Source organism: Streptomyces sp. NPDC005820 (assembly GCF_040630255.1).
In the GTDB taxonomy this organism is placed as follows: Bacteria; Actinomycetota; Actinomycetes; order Streptomycetales; family Streptomycetaceae; genus Streptomyces.
In genome coordinates this window covers 85,918-105,240 of sequence record NZ_JBEXXE010000043.1, presented here as the reverse complement: position 1 = coordinate 105,240, position 19,323 = coordinate 85,918, and the positions used below count along the sequence as shown (strand labels likewise).

The window sequence follows — 19,323 nt, the reverse complement described above, 5'->3', positions numbered from 1 at the left end:
AGACAAAGCGCCGGGCCCGGACCTCCTGCGGGAGGTCCGGGCCCGGCTGTTTGTCTGCTGTGCCCGACCAGGGCGCGGCTAGGAGAGCGTGGGTCAGTAACGGGCAACTGGTCGGGGGGCCGTGAGCGGTGGGATCCGTCGCGGTCGCCCGGTTGGCGCCTGTGAGGGTGGGGTGAGGTTCTGCCCGTCAGGTGGGCGGCCTGGTTGGGCCATGGTGGAGCCGTGGCCCGGCTGATCAGCCGATCGTGGTGGCGAATCCGGCGGTTCTGGCGTGTCGGAAGATCTTGCGGAGGTCGTGGCAGCGGCCAGCAGGCGCCACTCGCCGCGGGCGCCGTCTTCGCCGCGCAGAAGGAGCCGGCGGCCGTTCTGGCCTGGCAAGGCGCTTTTCGCGCCGGTCCAGCTCGGCGGGCAGGTCACTCTCCTTGCCGTCGACGCCGAATGCCTGGTCCTCTTCGGTGTCGACGTGCTCGGCATCGGCCAGCAGGGCGGCGGCCTTGGCCTCCAGTTCGGCGATCTCGGCCTCGATCCGCTCCTCCTTGTCGACCAGGCGGCCGTAGCTCATCGCCTTGTGTTTGGAGGCGTTGGCCTCCAGTTTCGTGCCGTCCAGGGCGACGCGGCCCATCTTGACCATGCCGAGCTTCTGCGCGAGGTGCAGCGACTGGGTAAAGAGGTCGGCGAGTGCGTCCAGGTGACGGCGGCGGAACCGGGCGATCGAGCGGCAGTCGGGTTCCTGGCCGACGGCCAGGAACCGGAACGCGACGTCGTCGGTGCACTTGCGCTCGATGGCCCGCGAGGAGCGGACGCCGGTGGTGTAGCCGTAGATCAGCAGCCGCACCATCAGACGGGGATCGTAGGGCGGGAAGCCGCACTTTTCGGTGTAATCAGCAAGGATCGGGGAGGGGCCGAGGACCTCGTCGACCAGGTCGGCGACGAACCGGGCGAAGTGGTCCTCGGGCAGCCAGTCGTCCAGCGACGGCGGCAGCAGCAGGACCTGATGCGGGTCGAACGCCCGGAACCGCTTGCCCACCGCCACCGGACGGCCTTGCGTCCGCTTCCTCTCGACCAGCTTGACCTCGTCGAACAGCCCGTCCCCATCGTGCATACCGTGATCATCCCGCATGAATGCTTACCAAATGCAAGCGGGTTACAACTGCCAGGCGGTACCAGCTCAGACGGCCGCTGGCTGGAGCTGATGCGGCATGATCCAGCCTTCGGCGAGTTTCGAGGGATGAACGTTGCGTCCACCGCCGAAGTACTCGCAGAACTTCATGATGAGCGGATCCCAGCCGCATGGATCCACATAGAGCTCGTAACACGATCTTGTTGAAGTGCCCTGGTTGGGCGTGACCGGTGTGACGATTCGGCCGTTCGGGATGGTGTGAGTACTCGGCCGTGGATCGTGGACGATGACTTGTGGGCGCTGATCGAGCCGTTACTGCCGCCGTGGCCGGAGAAGTCGCCGGGCCCGCGGCCGGTGGCGGACCGGCTGTGTCTGCAGGGCATCCTGTACGTCCTGCACAACGACATAGCCTGGCAACTCCTGCCGCTGGAGCTGGGGTTCGGCTCGGGACAGACCTGCTGGCGACGGTTGGACCGCTGGCAGCAGGCCGGAGTCTTCGACCGGCTGCACCGCATTCTGCTGGCCGAGCTGAACGCGGCCGGTGAACTCGACTGGTCCAGGGCGTGTGTGGACGGCTCCCACATCCGCGCGAAAAAGGGGGAGCCGACACCGGTCCGTCGCCGGTCGACCGGCGGAAGACAGGCAGCAAGCACCACTTGATCTGCGACGGACGCGGCACCCCGTTCAAGGCCATCACCACCGCTGCCAACGTGAACGACGTCACCCAGACCCTCGCCCTGGTCGACGGCATCCCGCCCGTGGCCGGACGTCCCGGCCGGGCCACGCCGCCGCCCCGATTCGCTGCTCGGCGACAAGGGCTACGACTCCAACCCCAACCGCGAGGAACTGCGCAAGCGCCGGATCCTGCCGGTCATCTCCCGCAAGGGCGCCCCGAACATCAAGGGCCTGGGCAAACTCCGCTACGTCGTCGAGCAGTCCTTCGCGCTGCTCCACCAGTTCAAGCGCCTCGCCGTCCGGTGGGAACGCCGAACCGAACTCCACGACGCCTTCCTCACGCTGGCCTGCAGCCTCATCTGCTGGAGACGCCTCAAGAAGCACCGATCATGATCGTGTTACGAGCTCATAGTGCGTTCCCGGGATGACCAACTCATCCTCGACATGGGCCCGAAGGACCTCGGCCTGGAAAGCGGTGGCATAGGAAGCGGGGCTGCCAAAGGGATGAGACGAGACGACCTTGCACTCCAGCTGGATCGGACATTCCGCGACCCGAGGCGCCCGGATCAGCTCCGATTCCTGCTCAGTCAGCTGTGCGGCCGAGAACTTGTCCGGTTCGTACCGGTAGCCCTGCTTCGCCTTGTGGTCCGACACGGTCGGCTTCCCAGTGGTGAGCGCGATCCGGTGAGCGCGATCCGGTCCACGGCGTCAACCATCGCCGATGAGGGCAGGTTGAGCACGCATTCGCCCTCGCGAAGCAGGTTCGCGGTCGTCTGGCTGCTGTTGTCGAGACCGAGCATGCAGGACTGGCCCAGCCACCACACGGAGGACATCGGCGCGAGGTTCGCGATCGTCCACACCTAACGGTCCGGAAGGGCCGGCCCTGTCCCGTGTCGCACTGTGCCGCAGGCGCTCTATCGGCGTGCAGGGCAGCTGATGTGTACTGAATGTCTACTGCATCGAGGGGGAGGCATGCCGAACACGCCGGAGCCGGGAACACCGGAGTCAGGGCATGAGGAGGAACCCTGGCTCAGCAGTAACGAAGTCGCGAAGCTGTGGCCGGTGCGCAAGGACTGGCTGCCGGGTGTCGCCCGTCGTGCGGATGTCCGCGTCCGCAGCTTCGGCGGGGCAAGCCGGGGCACGTGGGGAGCGGAGCCGACCTTCTACTCCTTCCACCCAGGGGATGTACGCAGGGCCGCGCCGGCCATCGCCAAGGGACACGTCGACATCCCGTCAGACTGGCGCACCGACACTCCCGACGGCCGACGGGCAGAGTTCTGGGGCGCCTTGATTGCTCGTGTCGCCAGCACGCTCTTCATCGCGGCCGTACTGGGCGGGCTCCTCCTCATCCTGGGCACAGTGATCTTCTTACTGACAGTAGAATGATCACTAGCGCCGTCGCCGACGGGCTTGCGAACGGAGCCAGTCGCGGTGCTGGTGACAGAAAGGCTGCTGAATGAGCACGTGTGACAAGCCGCGTGCCTCATCGGTGACAACCGCGCTGCTTCCTTCGGTCTCGTTCGCCACGTCAGCCAGCTCTGCCGGTGACAACTACTGAGCTTCGGCTCATCACACTCCACCGGCCGGGCAGCACCCACCGCCCGGCCCGCGCGCGGCCCCACCGACGCGCAAGACAACCGGCGAGCCACCCGATCCCCCACAGCGCTCCCCACACCCCGCCCGCTCCCTCCCACCCTTCTACTTCCAGGCCGGGGCGGCCGTGGGGTGCTCTGAGGGGGGGATGTCAGAGCACCGACCACGCGGCCTGTACGTCGACTACACCAACACCGGCGCCCTGCTGGAGCCCAGCACCGTCGTCGGCGAGAGCGAGGCCAGGTGGATCGTCACCGCCGCGCTCGCCGAGTCCGGCCCCGCCGAGGCCGCCGTCGCCGAGCCGGACGTCTTCCTGGACTTCGTGCGCCAGTGGCAGGGCGGCGTGGACCTCGACGCCCTCGGTGCCTTCGTCGCGGCGTCCCCCGACCAGTTCATGGCCGATATCCGGGCTTTCGCTCTGGACGACGCCCCCCGCCGACGATGTTCCTCGGCACCGCCCTCGCCGAGCAGCTCGCCGCAGCCGACGCCCCACCGACGGCTGAGTCCCGAGACCCACCTACGATCGAGGCCAGGCGGCCGGGACGGAAGGCGGCAGCGGGATCTCAATCCAGCCGCAGCCACTGCTCCCGGCCGGTCTCGTCGGCCAGGAAGAACCTCACGTCCCCCGCCTCGCCGGCCTCGTACGGGGAGGTCCTGGGTCAGTTCCACCAGAGCACGAGGAGAAGGTGCCGTTGGGATGCAGCAAGGTAGAACTCGCGCAGGGCATTGAAGTGGCCCAGCAGGTACTTCCTCGGGCCGCTGACGATCTTGTCCGCCCCATGACCGATCAAGGAAGCTGCCTCGGTGTCTTCGGCCGGCAGGCCTGCCAGGACGGCCGGAAAGTCGATTTGACCGAGCAGTTCCGAGACGCGGGCCACTTGAGCTGCGGAAAGGGCAGTGGGAGGCGGTCCGAAGGGACCAATGGCATGCGGGTGCGTGTTGAGGAAGCCGAGATCGATCACCGAGTCACCCTCGGTGGCCTGCCGAAGAGCATCGAGGTGGACGCCGTCGAGACCTGCCAGCTCGCAGACCCGTTCCAACACGGCCGGCGCCCAGTCCAGGTCCAGGACGTCCGCCGATGGAGATCCCAATTGGGATCTCCATCGGTCGACGTTCCGGCTGACTGGCGGCAGGCGGCAGGCGGCAGGCGGCAGGCGGCAGGCGGCAGGCGGCAGGCGGCGAGATACTCCACCGGGACGCGGGCGAGTTGCTGGGTGACGGCCATGACGGCAGTATCTCGACGGCGTCCACCGGTTTTCCTACTTGGTTGGGGTCCTGCCGTTCTTGTCGGTGGGGCTCTTCGGGCGCTTGTTGGGGCCGTTCATGATGACCTGGTGGCTGGTGTTGATGAGGCGGTCCAGGAGGGACTCGGCGACGGCTGGCGAGCAGTACACCGAGTCGGTCCGCTTGATGAGCCCCAGCCCCTGGTAGACGGCCCGCTGGTAGATCTCGTTGTGCCGCCGGACCCGCCGCCAGTGACGGCTGCGGCACGCCGAACCGCAGTAGCGCCGGTTCAGGCCGGCGTCCCTGGGCAACGGCGCCCGACACTGCCCGCACCGGCGCACAGACTTCTTCGCCACCCTCCCAGCGTCCCGCCGACACGACCGATCCGGAAGGGCGCCACGCCCCGGGCGGTGGCTTGCAAAGCCACCGTCACAGGGCGCGATAACACCCTGGGGACAGCGATACCCCACAGATCTCTCACACCCACGACAGTGGCCCGCACAGCCCAGATCCGCGCCCATCTTCATTCGTTGGACTTGCCCGCCTCCGTACCGCGGCGTGCCTGAACCCTGAGGGGGAACCGTTCGTGTCCACGCTCACCCTGATCGTGCTGCTGCTCCTGGCCGTCGTGATGGCGATGCTCGCGGCCGGCACCGCGTACGCCGTCCACCGCCATCCGGCCTGGAGCCAGCCACTCACCGCCGCATTCGGCGCCGTGACCCTCATGGCCACCCTGCTCGGCGTAGTCCTCGCCCGATGAACCAGGCCCACACGGCCGCAGCGTTCAGCCAGGCGTGCCCCTCCGCGGTGGTGCGGGCCGGGCGGCGCGAGCAGACAGGATGGGGCAATGACTGACCGCCGCCCGCTGGGCACCGGCCCCGTCCCGCCGGTACCGCATTGCCTAACGCACCGCGCGCCCGGCTCGCTGCCGAACGGCTTGCAGACCAGACAGCACCGGCCCCCGCCGCAGCGCTGCCCCGTACGGCCGGGCGCCGCGCCCTGAGCCGACGGCCCTGCCCCACCCCGGGTCGCCGAACAGACACACCGCGCCCTGGGTCGCCATCGCCTGCCCGACCGCCTCGGCCACGGCCCGCACCGACGACGTCGGCACCAGCCGCGCTCCCGCCGGCAAGGCCACGCCTGCCAGCGCACCGTTCTCCCCCACCGGCAAGCGCCCGGTCGCCTCTGGTACGAGACGCGGCAGTCGGCGCGCAGCCACTTTCGCCGCACCTCCCTCACTCGGTCCGGCCAGGGCGAGGTCAGCCAGTGCCTGCCGCGTTTGCTGTTCTTCCCGCTCCCGCCGCGCCACCGCGCGGTCCGGCAGGACCCTGCCGGCCTGAAGGTCCCGGCGCACCGCCCGGTGCAACGACGCCAGGGAAGGCACCTCGCCCCCGGCCGCCTTCAGATGCCGGTGCAGCGCCGCAACGTTCCCGCCCGCCTGAGCCAGTGCCTCCCACATCTGGTCGGACAACTCCAGCCGGGCCCACGGCCTGCGCTCGACACGGCCCTCCGTCCGCGCCGCATCCAGCCAGCGCCACACCGTGCGCACATTCACCCCGCCGTCCTGGGCGCCCGCACGCACATGCGCCGTGGTCAACGCCCCAGCCGCCTCGAGCTCCAGCAGCCGCGCAACCAGCACCGGTATGGACACCCTCAACCCCGCCGTGACCTCACCCCACGCGCCCGGCTCCCCCACCCCGCCCCCTTCCGCCCGCGCAAGACCGACACGGACCACCGTGCCGCCGCGCAGCCCTCGGAAGAATCAGAAGTGCCGTTCTCAAGACAGTGGAACGGAGCGGGGTGTACCGCCCCCATGACAGCCGCACCGCTACAGAAACGGCCCGACGACAGTGACCCCGCCGTCCTCAGCACCCGACCATCGAAAACACCCAGATCTGATGTGCCGTCACTGACACCCACCCACTGACACCAAAACCGGCACATCGCACTTCGCCCCATGTGCGGTTGCCCGGGTGGGCGGGACCGCGACTGGTACTGAGACGCCGGAGAAGGGCGCGGCGTTCGGCCCGTGGTCCGGAGATCTCCACGCATTCCCCGCTCTCACCCCTTCCGTCGCGTTCCAAAGGTCGTGCGGGGGTTGCGCCTCTTGAGCCTCGCCCCCCTTCGTGGGTCGCGGGCAGCCGGGGTCAGGCGCCAGTATCCGTACGGGTTGTGGAAGAAGTCGTCGTCCTCGAACCGTTCACACTCCACACGGTTCATGATCCAGCGCGTGGCGTCCTGCGCGATGCGGAAGCCCTCGCCATTCTGGACGCCGTGGTCCGGCTGCTCGGTCAGCAGGTAGTACGACGCGATCTCCATGGTGCTCACCCACTCCCACAGCAGCTCCGGCTCGGGCACCGCGGTGCTTCCGGGGGCCAACTCCACGTCGGCCTCGCCCAGGAGATGCATGCCGCAGCTGTAGTAGACCTCCCCGTCGTGAATCACCGGCACGACCCACGCCCGGACGAGGGCGCCGACCAGATCGTCCGCGGTCTCGGCGGCCGCCGCCTCGCTCGCCAGGGCCAGCCACCGCTCCCGACCCCAGGCCACCCCACTGGACTCGTTCTTCACCGCGGTGGCTCCGTTGGCCAGCAGGGCAGCCGTGACGGCCAGCGCCCGGCGGGACACGTCGAGGCCGGTGGCCTGGGAGACCGGCGGTGACAGGACATAGGCGACCGAGTCATGTGCGTCCACCGCGGCCCAGTCGTCGTCGCCGAACTCGTCGACGCCGGTGGCCCGGCGGGAAGCCACCGCGACGTCGAACGCCTCACGCATCCGGGGGTCAGGCTCCCGCTGGAACTCGTCGAGCGTGAAGTCCCCCGCGCCCGCCTCCTCGACCACCCGGCTGATGACATCGGGATCCAGGCCGACGCCGACCGCGCACAGCACGTGCCTCGGCGTCACACCGGACGCCGGGACCACGAAGCGCGTGCCATCGATGGCGTGTCCTTGCCACACCTTGCTCATCTGCCCAGCATCGCAGATGCGCGTACGACGCTGTGATCTCTGTGGCACCCACAGACATTGCGGTCCAGCCCGTTCACGCGGTTCCCCTCGTCCCCGGGAAAGCAGGGGCGCGGGGAACGGTCGGTCACCCTGGTGTAGAGGTAAGTGCGTTGTGGCAAAGGGAGTGCCTGGTCGATGAGCAGGGGCTTCGTCGTGTGCGGAGCATGATCGCGGCGGGGTAGGGGCAGGCAGCGGACGGCTTGTTGTGGATCGAGGAGGGTGCGATGCCGTCGGTGCTGGGGTTGTGCCTTCTGGTGGTGGGATGGCTGCCGCCGTGGGATCGAGCGGCTCCGGCGCGGGGTATGGCGAGCGGCCGCCGGTGTGGCGGTCGGGCATGGGTGAAGAGGTGCTCGGCGGCCTGTATCGGGAGGTGTCCGCCGCGGTGGTGGCCGCTTCGGGGCCGGTGAACGGGGTGGAGCTGACGCGGGCGGTGGGCCGGGAGACGGAGATCAAGAACGAGGTGGAGAAGATCCGTCACCGTGCCTGCGTGCTGGAGAAGCGGGGCTGGCTGCTGCGGGCGAAGGACGGACGGTTCATGCCCGCGCCCGGGGCAGCCGGCCGGAGCGCTTCTCCGGCCAGCGCGGAGCGTCTGCGGCCAGGCGCCTCGACAGCCTGATCACAGCAGCCCACCACACCATCTGCCGGTGGTGGTCGGGGCGGCGTTCGTGGTCGCGGTTGAGGCGGCGTGAGCGGGCCAGCCGGCTCAGCGTCCGCTCCACGACCCATCTGCGGGCCAGTACGACAAATCCGCGTTGTCCGTCGGAGCGGCGCACGATCTCGATCCGGACTCCGTGACGGGCGAACGCCTTCGCCGGCGCCGGCCCCTGGTAGGCACTGTCGACCCACACCAGCCTCAGCAGCCGGCCCGGCTGGTCCATGAACGTCTCCAGCAGCGCGGGGGCGGCCTTGGAGTCGTGCACATCGGCCGTGGTCACGGTGACCTCCAGGAGCAGGCCCTCGGTATCGGTCAGGATCTGACTCTTGCGCCCGTCACGTGACGTGCCGCCGTCGTATCCGCGGCTGTCCTCGCCGACGGTCTCGGAGGCGTCCACCGACTGACTGTCGATGATTGCCGCACCGGGCTCGGCACTGCGGCCTGAGCGTTCCCTCGCCGAACGGCGCAGGCGTTCGTACAGCTCACGCACATAGTCGTAGGACCGCCGGCGGCGGAAGAAGTCGTAGAGCGCCCGCCGGTACGGGAAGTCGACCGGCATGGCCGTCCACTTCACACCGTTGTCGGCCAGATAACGCACATCGTCGAGTATCTCGCGGTGGCAATACGCCTGCGGACGCCGGCCTCGCCTGAGCAGCCACGCCGGCACCGGCATCGCCGGGCGGACCTCAGCCCGCTCCGCATCCGTCATGTCACTGGGACAGCAGGCTGCCCGCCGTCCCGGAGCGAGCGAACCGAACCGGTGCACCTAGCAGTCACACCCAGGGGTGACCGCGGTGGACACAGGCACAGAGATGCTGCTCAACTGACCGGGCAGCGGGCTTCCCTGGCCGTGCTGGTGTCGTAACCGCGTCACTGCCAAGGGGCCCGTTCTCTCATGCCCGCGACCGCACCCGAACCTCCGTCCAGATGACCACCCGCGCCGCACACCTCAAACGAAATCCGGTTAGCCACAACGCACTCAGCGAACCGTCCGTACTACGCTTCATCGTCCGCCTTGGCGTTCCGGTCCGTACGGACTCCACCCGTGAGGTATGCCTGGAGCTCATCTGGCGTCGGCTCCCTTGGAGTGGGCATCCCCGGAAGTCGGTGCAATGGGTCGATCGCCCGCACGAATGCACGTGCCCACTCCAACCAGCGTCTGGTCGATTCCAGACCCGGCTCGTCCACGGCACCGCCCGGTTGGGCCAGACGGCCCTCCAGGGCATCGCAGTACCCGCCAAGCACGCAGCCTCCTGCCAGCGTTCGGCCTCCTCACGAAGTACCTCAGGGTGCGGGGGCGACGCGCAGCCGGGTGAACACGATACGGTGCAGGGCGGCGTTGGCCTGCCGGTAGCCGCCACGGTTGAGCCGACGCGAGGCCGGAAGTCCGGCCCCCCCGCTCCGCTCAGGGCAGCGGCGGGCCTCAGTGCCGCTGGGCCGGGACGCCGAGTGCCCGGAAGATCTCCCGGGCCTCTCGCCAGTACGGCGCAGGGTCCTCTTCACCCGTCGCGTCGACGGCCTGGCCGAGAAGGTCCAGGGCCTTGGCCTGACCCTTGCGGTGGCCGGAACGGCGGTGCATGGCAAGGGCCTGGCGGGCGTAGCCGGCTGCGACGGCGGGTTCGCCGTGTTCCAGGCCCCCGCGGGCCAGGACGGTCAGTGCCTCGCCTTCCACCAGAACGTACTCCGTGCGGCGGGCGATGCTCAGCGCTGTGGCCACCTGTTCGCGGTCCAGGGGGCGCCAGCAGGACGCCAGCCCGATCAGGGAGCGCGCCTCCAGGTCATGCGCGCCGCGCTCGCGGGCCAGCTTCAGTGCTTCCCGCCATGCATCGGAGGCTTCGCCGGGCCGGTCGAGGGCGAGCAGCACACTGCCGAGGGTGAGGCGGGCAGCGGCCCGGAAATATCCGTCGACGTCCTGGTCGCTGAGGGCGGTGGCGGTCCGTGCCAGTTCCAGGGCGTGGACGAGGTCGCCCGCGTCCCTGCGGGCGGAGGCGGTCAGCCGCAGCACATACGCCTCGCCCCCCAGGTCGCCGCACTCCCTGGCCGTCGTCAGGGCCGCTCGAAGGTGGCGCGTCGCATCCGCCGTGTCGCCGAGCAGGTGCCGGACACGGCCGAGGTCGGCCAGCCTCCGTATCTGATTGTGCTGGTTGTCCAGGGCCGCCGGAAGGCGTTCCGCCCGAACGAGGCAGTCGAGGGACTCGGACAGGCGGCCCAGGTCACGCAGTACGTGGGCGAGGTTGCCGAGGACGACGGGGTGCCCGTCCGACAGGCCGCCATGCCGGTCGAGTTCCATGGCCCGCTCCAGGTGCTCCGCGCTGTGCCGCAGCCGGCCGCTGAGCCGGGTGATCATGCTGAGATTGGTATGCGCGATGGCGGCGCCCTCCGGCCACCCGACGGCCTCGGCGAGGGCGAGCAACTGCTCGAAGTGGGTGGTCGCGATGTCGGCGCGGCCCTGCTGCACCTGCGCGTGGCCGAGAACATGGTGCATGGCGGCCTCGGCGAGAGGCTCCCCGGCGGCGCCGGCAGCGGCCTGGCCGAGGGCCGTCCAGTCCACCGTGTGCTTGCGTATCCAGGCGTAGCCGCGCAGGGCGTTGGCGAGCAGCCAGGCCGTGGGACGGCCCTCGGCGGCGGCCTGGTGAACGGCCGCCGCCAGGTTGGGCAGTTCAGCGTCCAGCCAGCGCATCGCCGCCGTGGCGTCGGTGATCTCCGGCAGCTCCGCATCGCTGCGGGCAGCGTTCTCGTCACCGGGCAGGCGCTGTTTCATCCCGGGGTAGAGCAGGAGCGCGCAGCGATCCACGGTGGCCAGCAGCCAGGCGTGGAGGGCGTCGGAGGCAGCTCGGCGGGAGGTACCGGTCTCCTCCAGGCGGAGCCGTTCGGCGGCGTACAGCGCCACGAGGTCGTGGAAGCGGTAGCGTCCGGGCCGGTGCTCGCGGAGCAGGTGGGCGGCGGTGAGCCGCTCCACCAGCCGGGCGGCGTCCTTGATGGTGGTACCCGTGACGACGGCGGCGGCCTGGAGGCCGGTTTCCGGGCCGGGCAGGAGGGCCAGCAGGCGGAACATCCGCCGGACCGGGGCGTCGAGGGCGTGGTAGGAGAGATCGAAGGCGGTCCGTACGGCAGTGGTCCGGTCGCCGGTGACGGACAGGGCGGTCAGCCGGTCGCCCTCGCGCAACTCGTCGACCTGGTCGCGCAGGGTGCGCCAGGGGGTGTGGTCGACGTTGGCGGCCGAGATCCGCAGGGCCAGCGGGAGGTGGCCGCAGGCGTGGGCGAGGTCCGCCGCGGCCTGCGGGTCCGCGTCGACCCGGCTCTCGCCGAGGGTGCGGCGCAGCAGCAGCCGGGACTCCTCCGGAGCGAACATGTCCACCTCGATACGGCGGGCCCCGTCGCGGGCGGCCAGACCGGCCAGCCGGTCGCGGCTGGTGACCAGTACCGCGCAGCCGGGGCCGCCGGGCAGCAACGGCCGGACCTGCTCCGGGTCCACGGCGTTGTCCAGCACGACGAGCATCCGCCGTCCGTCGGTGAGTGTGCGGTACAGGTCGGCGGCGGTCTCGGGCGTCCCGGGAATCCGCTCCGCCGCCACGCCCAGCGCCAGCAGGAACCGGGCCAACGCCTCGACCGGACGCACCGGAGCCTGCGCCGAGTGACCTCGCAGGTCCACGAACAGCTGACCGTCCGGGAAGTGATCGCGTACCCGGTGCGCCCAGTGCACCGCCAGGGCGGTCTTGCCCACGCCCGCGGCGCCGGTCAGGGCACAGACCACGCTCCCGCGCGCGGGGTTGTCCCCGGCGGCGGCGAGCAGGGCGTCCAGACGTGCCAGGTGATCGTCGCGTCCGGTGAAGAACGCCGCGTCGTACGGCAGCAGCGCGGGGGCTGTCGACAGGGTGAGAGGCGCCGATGACGCGGTCGCCCGGGCGGCGGAGGGGGACGGGACGTCCATGCGCAGGACGCGCAGGTGGGCGTCGGTCAGTTCCGGGCCGGGGCGGACGCCGAGCTGTTCGTCCAGGCGGTCGCGCAGTGCCGAGTACAGGCTCAGGGCCGCGCCCTGTTCGCCCGAGGCGGCGAGCGCCAGCATCAGCCAGGCGTGGACTCCTTCGTGCAGTGGCTCCAGGTCGGCCGCCTTGCGCAGTTCACGGACGGCGTTCTCCGGCGTGCCCGCGCTCAGGGCGCCGTCCGCGTACGCCTGGACCACCGAGAGCCGCAGCCGGGCCAGGGCGACGGCCGAGGGGTGTTCACGCGCCCGGGAGGGCATGCCGTTCAGGACCGCGCCGCGCCCTCCTCGCGGAGGATGAGGTGCTGCGGACGCCGGTTCACCGGCCACGTTCCAGAGCACGGCCCCGGCGGCGCAGCTCCGAGCGCGCCGTCGGCACCGCCACCACCTCACGCGACCAGTAGGGATGCCAGCGCAACCGGACGGAGAGCGCATGCAGCCGCCGGCGCAACGCGGTCACCCGGGCCGGACGGGGCGCGGCAAGCGCGTCGTAGGTGCGGTACCAGTCCGCCTGCAGACGCACCAGATGGTGGGGGAAGTCGACACGGCCTACACCCCCATTGGGACACATGTTTGATTTTCTGGCCAAGTGTCCCGTCCCAACTGATCCGGTCCGTGGACGGTGCTGTGACCTGCGGCGACCAGATGAGTTGGCGCCGGGTCGCCGGGAGTCTCGGGTGATCTGGTCCCGGGAATAGGGATGGCGAGTTGTCTCAGTTGATCTGGTCCGGCTCCGCCGTGGGGTTTGACCGCTTCCAGGGAGTGAGGCAGCCGCTGACCCGAGCGCGCCTGGCGACGAGGAACGGTCTTCCGGCCGTCGTCGTCCCAGAGCGGCTGCGGGCCTGTGCACGCTAACGATCTCCGTGCGCGGCGGCGACGGCGGTTGTCACAATCGCGGGCCCGGCGGTGTCTTCATGCCCGACAAGCAAACGTCCAAGGAGGACACCATGGCACTGCGCGTTCCGAAGGCGGAGCTCCCCATCGAACTCGGTGAAAACATGATCAAGCAGCTCGGTGCTGTGGCCGAGCCCGTCGAGGTGGTGTGGCACAGCCCCAAGGTCGCCACGTCCAACCTGGAGTTCTCCGCCAAGCTGGCCGAGTGGGACGAGGCCGACGCGAGCCTCAAGTCGTTCGCGCACATGGCGGTCGCGGCGCAGGTCGGCTGCAGCTGGTGCCTCGACGTCGGCTACTTCCAGGCGCAGAACCAGAACCTGGACCTGGCCAAGGCGAGCCAGGTGCCGAGGTGGCGGGAGTCAGAGGTGTTCACCCCGCTGGAGCGGGACGTCCTCGAGTACGCCGAGGCCATGACGAACACGCCGCCGACCGTCACCGACGAAATGTACGCGAGCCTGCTCGACCGGCTCGGCCCGGCGGCGATGGTCGAGCTCACCGCGTACATCGCCTTCGTCAACATGGCGACCAGGAACAACAACGCGAACGGGATCAGCTCGCAGGGCTTCTCCGACGCGTGCGAGATTCCGCTGGCCACGCGTCCTGAGACCCGCGTGGCGTCGTCGGCATGACCGAGAACCCCTTCGTCGCCCATCGCAGCCTGCTGTTCACGGTCGCCTACGAGATGCTCGGGTCGGCGGCCGATGCGGAGGACGTGGTGCAGGAGTCCTGGCTGCGGTGGGCCGACGTCGACCACTCGCAGGTACGTGACCCGCGGGCGTACCTTGTTCGGGTCGTCACACGGCAAGCACTCAACCGCCTGCGTTCGTTGTCGCGCAGCCGCGAGGAATACGTTGGCGAGTGGCTGCCGGAGCCTCTGCTGACCAGCCCTGATGTCGCCGAGGACGTCGAACTCGCGGAGAGCGTCTCGATCGCGATGCTCACCGTGCTGGAAACGCTCGGGCCGACGGAGCGGGCGGTGTTCGTGCTCCGCGAGGTCTTCGAGATGCCGTACGGCGAGATCGCCGGGGCCGTGGGGAAGCCCGCGACCACGGTCCGGCAGATCGCGCGGCGGGCCCGCGAGCATGTGGCGGCTCGGCGGCCGCGGGTGCAGGTGAGCCGGTCGGAGCAGCAGGCCGTGGTGGAGCAGTTCTTGGCCTCGTTGCGAACCGGGCAGTTGCAGGAGCTGATGGAGGTCATGGCGCCGGACGTGGTCCTGATCGCCGATGGTGGCGGGCTTGCGGCTGCTGCTCTGGCTCCGATCCACGGGGTCGAACTGGTGGCGAAGGTGCTCGCACGCGCGAACCGGGTGGAAGCGGCCGCGCTCGACGCGACGGCCGTGTGGCTCAACGGCGCGCCTGCGGGCCGGATCGAGATCGACGGAGAGCTGGCCACGGCACTGAGCCTCGTGGTGGAGAACGGGCAAGTCACCCGGGTCTACCTGGTGAGAAACCCGCAGAAGCTGACGCGGCTGGACACATCGGTCGAACTTGCCAGGTAAGCCATTGCTGTTGCTCTGGCGTCGTGGGTGTTCCGAACGCGAGAACAGCCTGGAACACCCACGACCGCACGCCGGTTCAGAAGCCGACGGCGGCCGGGACCTGACGATCCACGACGGACGCGGCATAAGCGCACGATCCGACGTCGATGCTCCTCACCTCCCGAGAAGCCGTCACGCGGTGACGGGTAGCGCAACGGCCGTTCGAATGCGTCACACGCGGTCGGCGGCCTCGCGGCGAAGACGCCATGCCCGCGTCCGGCACTTCGGCGAGCAATACACCGAGTCGGTCCGCTTGCGGATCGAGACGGGCACCCCGCACACCGGACACCGCGCCTGCGCCCACAAAAGCTCGCCCCTGATGAGCCCCAGCCCCTGGTACACGGCCCGCTGGCAGATCTCGTTGTGTCGCTGGACCCGCCGCCAGTGACGGCTGCGGCACGTCGAATCACAGTACCGCCAGTTCGGGCCGGCATCCCCGGGCAACGGCGCCCGACTCCCACAGCGTCCCGCCGACACGAACGATCCGGGAGGGCACAATCACCCCGGGCACGGACCACGGCACCGCGGCCGCCGGGGCTGGGCCGGGCAGGGCCGCACGGGGCGCTAGCGGACGAAAAACGTGGTGAGCATGTCCTCCAGCGGGTCCAGGGTGTCGTCGGGGCTGCTGATACCGAGCGCGGTCAGCAGGCCGATGCAGTCGGCGATGTAGCCGCCGAGGTCGACGATGAGGTCGTAGAAGGCCTCTTCGTCGTCGTGGAAGAGCCTGACCATGAAGTCCGCGGTCTGTTCCATACCGGTGGGGCCGGTCAGCAACGTCTTGAGCATCTCCACCGGCGGAGCCGGCTGGAGGCTGCGGGCGGCGACCGTCTTCTCGAACTCGGCGATGATGTCGGCCGTGTCGCGGTCACCTTCCTCGGCGAGCCAGGCCGTCAGCCCCGCACCGATCGCGAGCATGTTCACCTTGTCGGCGCCGCCCGTGGCCAGGTCGGATTCGACTTCACGGATGACGACCCGGCACACCGGGGAATCCTCGCGTACAAGACCACCGGCTCCGCCGCCGAGGCCCACCGCTACACCCGCGACACCGGCATCACCTACCAGCCAGCCCCCGCCCCGCGCACGGCCATCCCGCCGTCCATCCCGATCCTGCACCGCCAGCAGACACCGACCACACCCCACGTCCGCCGCAGCTGACCGGAACGCCTTCGGGATCCCGCTCCCCGAGCCAGGCTCAGACACCAGCCGGGCGAAGGAGACGGTGCGCGCCGCCAGCGGCTGCGGAGCGCCCCGTGCACGAGATCCTGCTGAGCCTGCGCGAGGCGTGCCCTCGGGCACGGTCGACTCGGTATCGGGGGTGGTTTGCCGGGGCCCGGCGGATCAGGCGTGTGCGACTCGTCGGACCCACTTCCTGGCCGAGGATGCGGCAGACCATTACGTAGTTCCACTGATGCGGGCAAACCGCAGGACTGTTCGACAGGCCAGGTAGGCCCGGAAGTCATACTGCACGAGGAGCACCCCTGATGTCCGCCCCCGATTCCGTCGTTGCCCTTGAGGCGTGGAAGCACGAGTTGGCCAACTCCTTCGAGGTGCTGCTGGGCAAGCCGCTCGGCGAGTTCCCGACAGCGACGGAGTACGCGTTCTACTACTTGGACGACGAAATGTCGTCCATGATGCTCGAGAAACTCGTCAGTGGCGAGCTGGACCTGAGTTCGGTCATGCGGGACGAACCGATCGACGGTGCCCGCTGGCACGAGGACAGCCCGTTCGGCTTGAGCCAGCGGGCCCTGGATCTCGGACGGTCGACATGGCTACTCGAAGAGGACGCGTTCGAAGCGGACGGAGGGTTCGGGGTGTCGATCGGTACGGCCTTGAGGACGGTCTCGGCCGACACTGATGACGGGCGATGGGCGGTCTCCGGTGCTGACCTCGCAGGCGTGCTCGCCGCGCACAGCAACGAGCTGGACGAGGTCGACAGTGATGGGGTGATGGTGGACCTGGTCCTGCGGATCGACACGGACGGGACGTTGTTCGACGCAATGCGTGCCGCGACGTGGACGATGGGCGGCCCGGACAGCCTCGTCGAGATGGAGGAGGGGGCAGAGGTGGAGCCTGAGTGGGACAGGAGTCTGCAGCGGATTCCCAACACCCAGCTGCGCGACCACCTTCGCATGCTGTCCCTGACAGCTCATTGGGCTCGTGGCTATGGTGCACACTTTCTCGGCTCTGGACCTGGCACATGCCCCTTTCAGCTCGATTGGGTCAGCCGCCGGCCCGGCCACGAAACGATCGCCGGATGGGAGTTCGGCGAAGGGCAGGCGTCCTCGGCGGTCTTCACAATTAAGCGTTGAGCGCTTGTTTTCGAACCGCCGCTGGGCTCCACAAGACCTGACCGATGACAAAGTGGCCATGTACAGAAGTGGAATGATGCAAGTCGGTGGACGCAGCTTCCGCAGGCTGAGCGGCCTTGAGCCTGTGCAAGGATCGAACCATGAATGAAATACGTTTCTGGGCCCTCATCGCATCGTTCGACTGGGAACGAGCCGGTGATGACGAGGCGGTGCTCGCTCCTGCCTCACAGGTGCTTCGAGGGCTGGCACCTGAGGAGATCGTCGCGTTCGAGGAACTGCTTGCCGCCAAGCTCTACGCACTGGATACGCGAGAGCACGCTCGTTGGTGCTATCAGGGGGAGGCAGATCCGGACGATGGAGACGATTACATCTCCGCTGACGACTTCCTGTACCGGCGTTGTGTGGTGGTAGCGAACGGCAGGGAGTTCTACGAGGGAGTACTCGCTGATCCCTCGCGTTTCCCTACCGGGATGGAATTCGAGTCTCTCCTGTACCTCGCCAGCAATGCTTACGAGGCCCGGACCGGAGCGCCGCACGACCAGCTCACGAGCGTGTCCTGGGAAAGCTTCAGCAATACCGACGGATGGCAGCCCGCCCTGAGCACGACGGCAGGACGCTACACCGGGCCCGGGGTACCGCCGTTGAACCGCCGGCCTGCATAGGACCGTGTCCTACGTGGTGAGGCGCACGAGCGGGCGACAGAACACCGGCACAGGTCGACGCCGATGTCACAGCCGAAGCTCTTCGGCTTGCACAGCATCCTCATTTTCCCACCGAACCCGCGGATGCACCGACCTGAAGCAGACCGATGGACCCGTGGGTTCAGGCTGAAGAGCCTTCGGTTTCCATGAACCCACGGGGATCACGGCCCTGTTCTCCCGAAGCTGAGGCAAAGCGGCAAATAGCTCTCTGTAATCAGAGTGACGCACGGTCAGAGGGAGCAAGGCAGGGCCCGGGAACTTCGCCGGCCTGGAGGGCGGCGAGGTCCGGGCCCCTCTCGCCCGCACCCCCGCCGAACCGGTCCACCTGGGGCTGCTCGCCTGACCTGCGCCGAGATGCGAGGCGGCTCCCCACGGCACAGGATGAATGAGAACGTCCCAGCAGCAGCAACGGCCGGGCCTGCGGGGGCGGAGCAGTGGCTGGCCGGTCAGCGCGTAGGGGCGTCCTCCTGCAGACCGCACGGCGGCGGCGCGTGCCCCGCCGAATCCAGCCGCACCGCGCGCCTCCGAGCGCGAGGAAAGGGGAGCATCCATGACCACGCCGAACACTTCGATCCTGTTCTACAGGTCCGACAACGGCCAAGCCGGCACGGGCACTCTCTCCGGCGGCCGCTGGCAGGCCAAGGCGACGCTGCGCCTCCCGACCGGGTACACGCACGGCGCCGCGAGCCGTGACTCGCTACTGCTCTACAACCAGGGCACCGGGGCCGGGGAGGTCGGCACCTTCACGGGCGGCACGTACACCAGAGTCAAGACCTACGGGTTCGCCCCGAACTGGACCTTCATCGAGGCGTCCGGCGACTCCGTGATCTTCTACAACGCGACCGGCCGCGGAGTAACGGGCACCCTCAAGAACGGCGCGTTCCAGCAGGTCCGCGTGTACAACGACTTCAGCTCGGGCTGGGGCACCATGGCCTCCTCCTACGACACGCTGGTCGCGGCGGCCCGGCACGGTTCTACCGAGTTCCCCTGGAGCAACGTGGGGTACGGCACCCTCTCCGACGGCGTCTACACGGACAAGGGCAGCATCCCGAGGGACGACTTCCTGGGGGAGCTGACCGCCACGAGCGACTCCGCGCTGTCGTGGGCCAGGGCGGGCGGCGAACTCGAGTTCCGGGCGTCCAAGGCTGCTAACGGCACCGGCATCTCCTTCCAGAAGATCGGAACCTCCGGCATGTGGAACAAGGTGGGCCGGACCTCGGACAGCCTGTTCTTCTACAAAGACGACGGCACCGCCTGGACCTCGACGCTGGTGAACGGCAACTACACCAACGTCGGCCCGCTACCCCAGGTCTCCTCGGGCTGGACCCTCATTGAGGGCGGTGTGTGAGCCCCCTTCCCCAGGCCCCGGGCCCGATCCGCTCCGCCTCGCGCTCGTCTTCGGCATCGACGAGAAGACATCCATCCGCTACGCGGACTCGGCCCGGCAGCTCCTCCAGGCCGACCTCGAAGCCGATCCCGCGTGTTCACCGCGAACCCACGGGTCAACCCCCGAGAATGGCAACCCTGGCCTTCTCGGGTTCCCGCTGGATAGGCTTCAGTTTCCGCGAACCCGCGGGGATCTCGGCCCTGTTCTCGTAGGGGTGCCGGTAAGAACCGCGTCACCGAT

19 protein-coding genes and 2 pseudogenes are annotated in these 19,323 nt (G+C 69.2%); 10 read left to right on the top strand and 11 right to left on the bottom strand.

The window, feature by feature from the left end:
- Nucleotides 1-370: 370 nt before the first annotated feature.
- Nucleotides 371-1,066: pseudogene (locus ABZ464_RS39820) on the bottom strand (transposase); the annotation flags it as partial.
- A gap of 312 nt (nt 1,067-1,378) precedes the next feature.
- Here ABZ464_RS39820 and ABZ464_RS39815 point away from each other — a divergent pair.
- Nucleotides 1,379-2,188: pseudogene (locus ABZ464_RS39815) on the top strand (IS5 family transposase).
- On the opposite strand, the gene ABZ464_RS39810 reads toward ABZ464_RS39815, so the two are convergent.
- Nucleotides 2,183-2,449: a flavin reductase gene (locus tag ABZ464_RS39810; RefSeq protein ID WP_359286244.1), complete on the bottom strand. Its 267-nt coding sequence runs from the start codon at nt 2,447-2,449 to the stop codon at nt 2,183-2,185. The pseudogene ABZ464_RS39815 and the gene ABZ464_RS39810 overlap by 6 nt on opposite strands.
- Before the next feature lie 78 nt (nt 2,450-2,527).
- On the opposite strand from ABZ464_RS39810, the gene ABZ464_RS39805 reads away from it, so the two are divergent.
- Nucleotides 2,528-2,659, top strand: coding sequence for a hypothetical protein (locus tag ABZ464_RS39805; protein WP_359286241.1), 132 nt, complete (start codon nt 2,528-2,530; stop codon nt 2,657-2,659).
- Nucleotides 2,660-2,767: 108 nt separating this feature from the next.
- Nucleotides 2,768-3,181 (top strand): hypothetical protein, encoded by a 414-nt coding sequence (locus tag ABZ464_RS39800; protein ID WP_359286238.1) that lies wholly within the window; start codon nt 2,768-2,770, stop codon nt 3,179-3,181.
- A gap of 390 nt (nt 3,182-3,571) precedes the next feature.
- Here ABZ464_RS39800 and ABZ464_RS39795 read toward each other — a convergent pair whose 3' ends face one another.
- From ABZ464_RS39795 to ABZ464_RS39785, 3 genes are all read right to left on the bottom strand, one after another.
- The gene (locus ABZ464_RS39795) at nt 3,572-3,784 is read right to left on the bottom strand and encodes a hypothetical protein (RefSeq protein WP_359286236.1); all 213 of its coding nucleotides are present in this window, start codon (nt 3,782-3,784) and stop codon (nt 3,572-3,574) included.
- A 263-nt stretch (nt 3,785-4,047) separates the two neighbouring features.
- The gene (locus tag ABZ464_RS39790; RefSeq protein WP_359286233.1) at nt 4,048-4,479 is read right to left on the bottom strand and encodes a DUF1877 family protein; all 432 of its coding nucleotides are present in this window, start codon (nt 4,477-4,479) and stop codon (nt 4,048-4,050) included.
- Nucleotides 4,480-4,647: 168 nt separating this feature from the next.
- The gene (locus tag ABZ464_RS39785; protein WP_359286231.1) at nt 4,648-4,968 is read right to left on the bottom strand and encodes a hypothetical protein; all 321 of its coding nucleotides are present in this window, start codon (nt 4,966-4,968) and stop codon (nt 4,648-4,650) included.
- Nucleotides 4,969-5,198: 230 nt separating this feature from the next.
- Between ABZ464_RS39785 and ABZ464_RS39780 the strand changes: the two genes are divergently transcribed.
- On the top strand, nt 5,199-5,372 hold the full coding sequence (locus tag ABZ464_RS39780; protein WP_359286228.1) for a hypothetical protein: 174 nt from the start codon (nt 5,199-5,201) through the stop codon (nt 5,370-5,372).
- A 141-nt stretch (nt 5,373-5,513) separates the two neighbouring features.
- On the opposite strand, the gene ABZ464_RS39775 is transcribed toward ABZ464_RS39780, so the two are convergent.
- Both ABZ464_RS39775 and ABZ464_RS39770 read right to left on the bottom strand, forming a co-directional pair.
- Nucleotides 5,514-6,263 carry a hypothetical protein gene (locus ABZ464_RS39775; RefSeq protein ID WP_359286225.1) on the bottom strand — a complete coding sequence of 250 codons (750 nt, stop codon included), beginning with the start codon at nt 6,261-6,263 and terminating at the stop codon, nt 5,514-5,516.
- 410 nt (nt 6,264-6,673) lie between these two features.
- Nucleotides 6,674-7,579, bottom strand: coding sequence for a hypothetical protein (locus ABZ464_RS39770; RefSeq protein ID WP_359286223.1), 906 nt, complete (start codon nt 7,577-7,579; stop codon nt 6,674-6,676).
- Between the two features lie 301 nt (nt 7,580-7,880).
- On the opposite strand from ABZ464_RS39770, the gene ABZ464_RS39765 reads away from it, so the two are divergent.
- Nucleotides 7,881-8,234: a hypothetical protein gene (locus tag ABZ464_RS39765; RefSeq protein ID WP_359286220.1), complete on the top strand. Its 354-nt coding sequence runs from the start codon at nt 7,881-7,883 to the stop codon at nt 8,232-8,234.
- Here the strand turns inward: ABZ464_RS39765 and ABZ464_RS39760 are convergent.
- The 3 genes from ABZ464_RS39760 to ABZ464_RS39750 form a co-directional block, all read right to left on the bottom strand.
- Nucleotides 8,152-8,982, bottom strand: coding sequence for an IS5 family transposase (locus ABZ464_RS39760; RefSeq protein ID WP_359286218.1), 831 nt, complete (start codon nt 8,980-8,982; stop codon nt 8,152-8,154). The two genes, ABZ464_RS39765 and ABZ464_RS39760, sit on opposite strands and share 83 nt — an antisense overlap.
- Before the next feature lie 714 nt (nt 8,983-9,696).
- Complete coding sequence (locus ABZ464_RS39755; protein ID WP_359286215.1) at nt 9,697-12,690, bottom strand: BTAD domain-containing putative transcriptional regulator; 2,994 nt, start codon at nt 12,688-12,690, stop codon at nt 9,697-9,699.
- Nucleotides 12,575-12,826, bottom strand: a complete 252-nt coding sequence (locus tag ABZ464_RS39750) for a hypothetical protein (protein ID WP_359286213.1) — start codon at nt 12,824-12,826, stop codon at nt 12,575-12,577. Before ABZ464_RS39750 ends, ABZ464_RS39755 begins: the two co-directional genes overlap by 116 nt.
- A gap of 376 nt (nt 12,827-13,202) precedes the next feature.
- On the opposite strand from ABZ464_RS39750, the gene ABZ464_RS39745 reads away from it, so the two are divergent.
- Both ABZ464_RS39745 and ABZ464_RS39740 read left to right on the top strand, forming a co-directional pair.
- Nucleotides 13,203-13,778 carry a carboxymuconolactone decarboxylase family protein gene (locus ABZ464_RS39745; protein WP_359286210.1) on the top strand — a complete coding sequence of 192 codons (576 nt, stop codon included), beginning with the start codon at nt 13,203-13,205 and terminating at the stop codon, nt 13,776-13,778.
- Complete coding sequence (locus ABZ464_RS39740) at nt 13,775-14,647, top strand: RNA polymerase sigma-70 factor (RefSeq protein WP_359286207.1); 873 nt, start codon at nt 13,775-13,777, stop codon at nt 14,645-14,647. The genes ABZ464_RS39745 and ABZ464_RS39740 overlap by 4 nt, the downstream gene beginning before the upstream one ends.
- Nucleotides 14,648-15,250: 603 nt before the next feature.
- Here ABZ464_RS39740 and ABZ464_RS39735 read toward each other — a convergent pair.
- The gene (locus tag ABZ464_RS39735; protein ID WP_359286204.1) at nt 15,251-15,667 is read right to left on the bottom strand and encodes a hypothetical protein; all 417 of its coding nucleotides are present in this window, start codon (nt 15,665-15,667) and stop codon (nt 15,251-15,253) included.
- 500 nt (nt 15,668-16,167) lie between these two features.
- On the opposite strand from ABZ464_RS39735, the gene ABZ464_RS39730 reads away from it, so the two are divergent.
- The 3 genes from ABZ464_RS39730 (at nt 16,168) to ABZ464_RS39720 (ending at nt 19,044) form a co-directional block, all read left to right on the top strand.
- Nucleotides 16,168-16,995, top strand: coding sequence for a hypothetical protein (locus ABZ464_RS39730; RefSeq protein WP_359286203.1), 828 nt, complete (start codon nt 16,168-16,170; stop codon nt 16,993-16,995).
- Between the two features lie 140 nt (nt 16,996-17,135).
- On the top strand, nt 17,136-17,657 hold the full coding sequence (locus ABZ464_RS39725) for a DUF4240 domain-containing protein (protein ID WP_359286201.1): 522 nt from the start codon (nt 17,136-17,138) through the stop codon (nt 17,655-17,657).
- Nucleotides 17,658-18,246: 589 nt separating this feature from the next.
- Nucleotides 18,247-19,044: a hypothetical protein gene (locus tag ABZ464_RS39720; RefSeq protein WP_359286199.1), complete on the top strand. Its 798-nt coding sequence runs from the start codon at nt 18,247-18,249 to the stop codon at nt 19,042-19,044.
- The last annotated feature ends 279 nt before the right edge of the window (nt 19,045-19,323 follow it).

Excerpts from the sequence above, each read along its gene's own strand:
- ABZ464_RS39800 (WP_359286238.1), top strand. The coding sequence starts at position 2,768 with ATGCCGAACACGCCGGAGCCGGGAACACCGGAGTCAGGGCATGAGGAG.
- ABZ464_RS39795 (WP_359286236.1), bottom strand. The coding sequence starts at position 3,784 with ATGAACTGGTCGGGGGACGCCGCGACGAAGGCACCGAGGGCGTCGAGG.
- ABZ464_RS39770 (WP_359286223.1), bottom strand. The coding sequence starts at position 7,579 with ATGAGCAAGGTGTGGCAAGGACACGCCATCGATGGCACGCGCTTCGTG.
- ABZ464_RS39765 (WP_359286220.1), top strand. The coding sequence starts at position 7,881 with ATGGCTGCCGCCGTGGGATCGAGCGGCTCCGGCGCGGGGTATGGCGAG.
- ABZ464_RS39760 (WP_359286218.1), bottom strand. The coding sequence starts at position 8,982 with ATGACGGATGCGGAGCGGGCTGAGGTCCGCCCGGCGATGCCGGTGCCG.
- ABZ464_RS39755 (WP_359286215.1), bottom strand. The coding sequence starts at position 12,690 with ATGCGCTCTCCGTCCGGTTGCGCTGGCATCCCTACTGGTCGCGTGAGG.
- ABZ464_RS39750 (WP_359286213.1), bottom strand. The coding sequence starts at position 12,826 with ATGTGTCCCAATGGGGGTGTAGGCCGTGTCGACTTCCCCCACCATCTG.
- ABZ464_RS39745 (WP_359286210.1), top strand. The coding sequence starts at position 13,203 with ATGGCACTGCGCGTTCCGAAGGCGGAGCTCCCCATCGAACTCGGTGAA.
- ABZ464_RS39740 (WP_359286207.1), top strand. The coding sequence starts at position 13,775 with ATGACCGAGAACCCCTTCGTCGCCCATCGCAGCCTGCTGTTCACGGTC.
- ABZ464_RS39730 (WP_359286203.1), top strand. The coding sequence starts at position 16,168 with ATGTCCGCCCCCGATTCCGTCGTTGCCCTTGAGGCGTGGAAGCACGAG.
- ABZ464_RS39725 (WP_359286201.1), top strand. The coding sequence starts at position 17,136 with ATGAATGAAATACGTTTCTGGGCCCTCATCGCATCGTTCGACTGGGAA.
- ABZ464_RS39720 (WP_359286199.1), top strand. The coding sequence starts at position 18,247 with ATGACCACGCCGAACACTTCGATCCTGTTCTACAGGTCCGACAACGGC.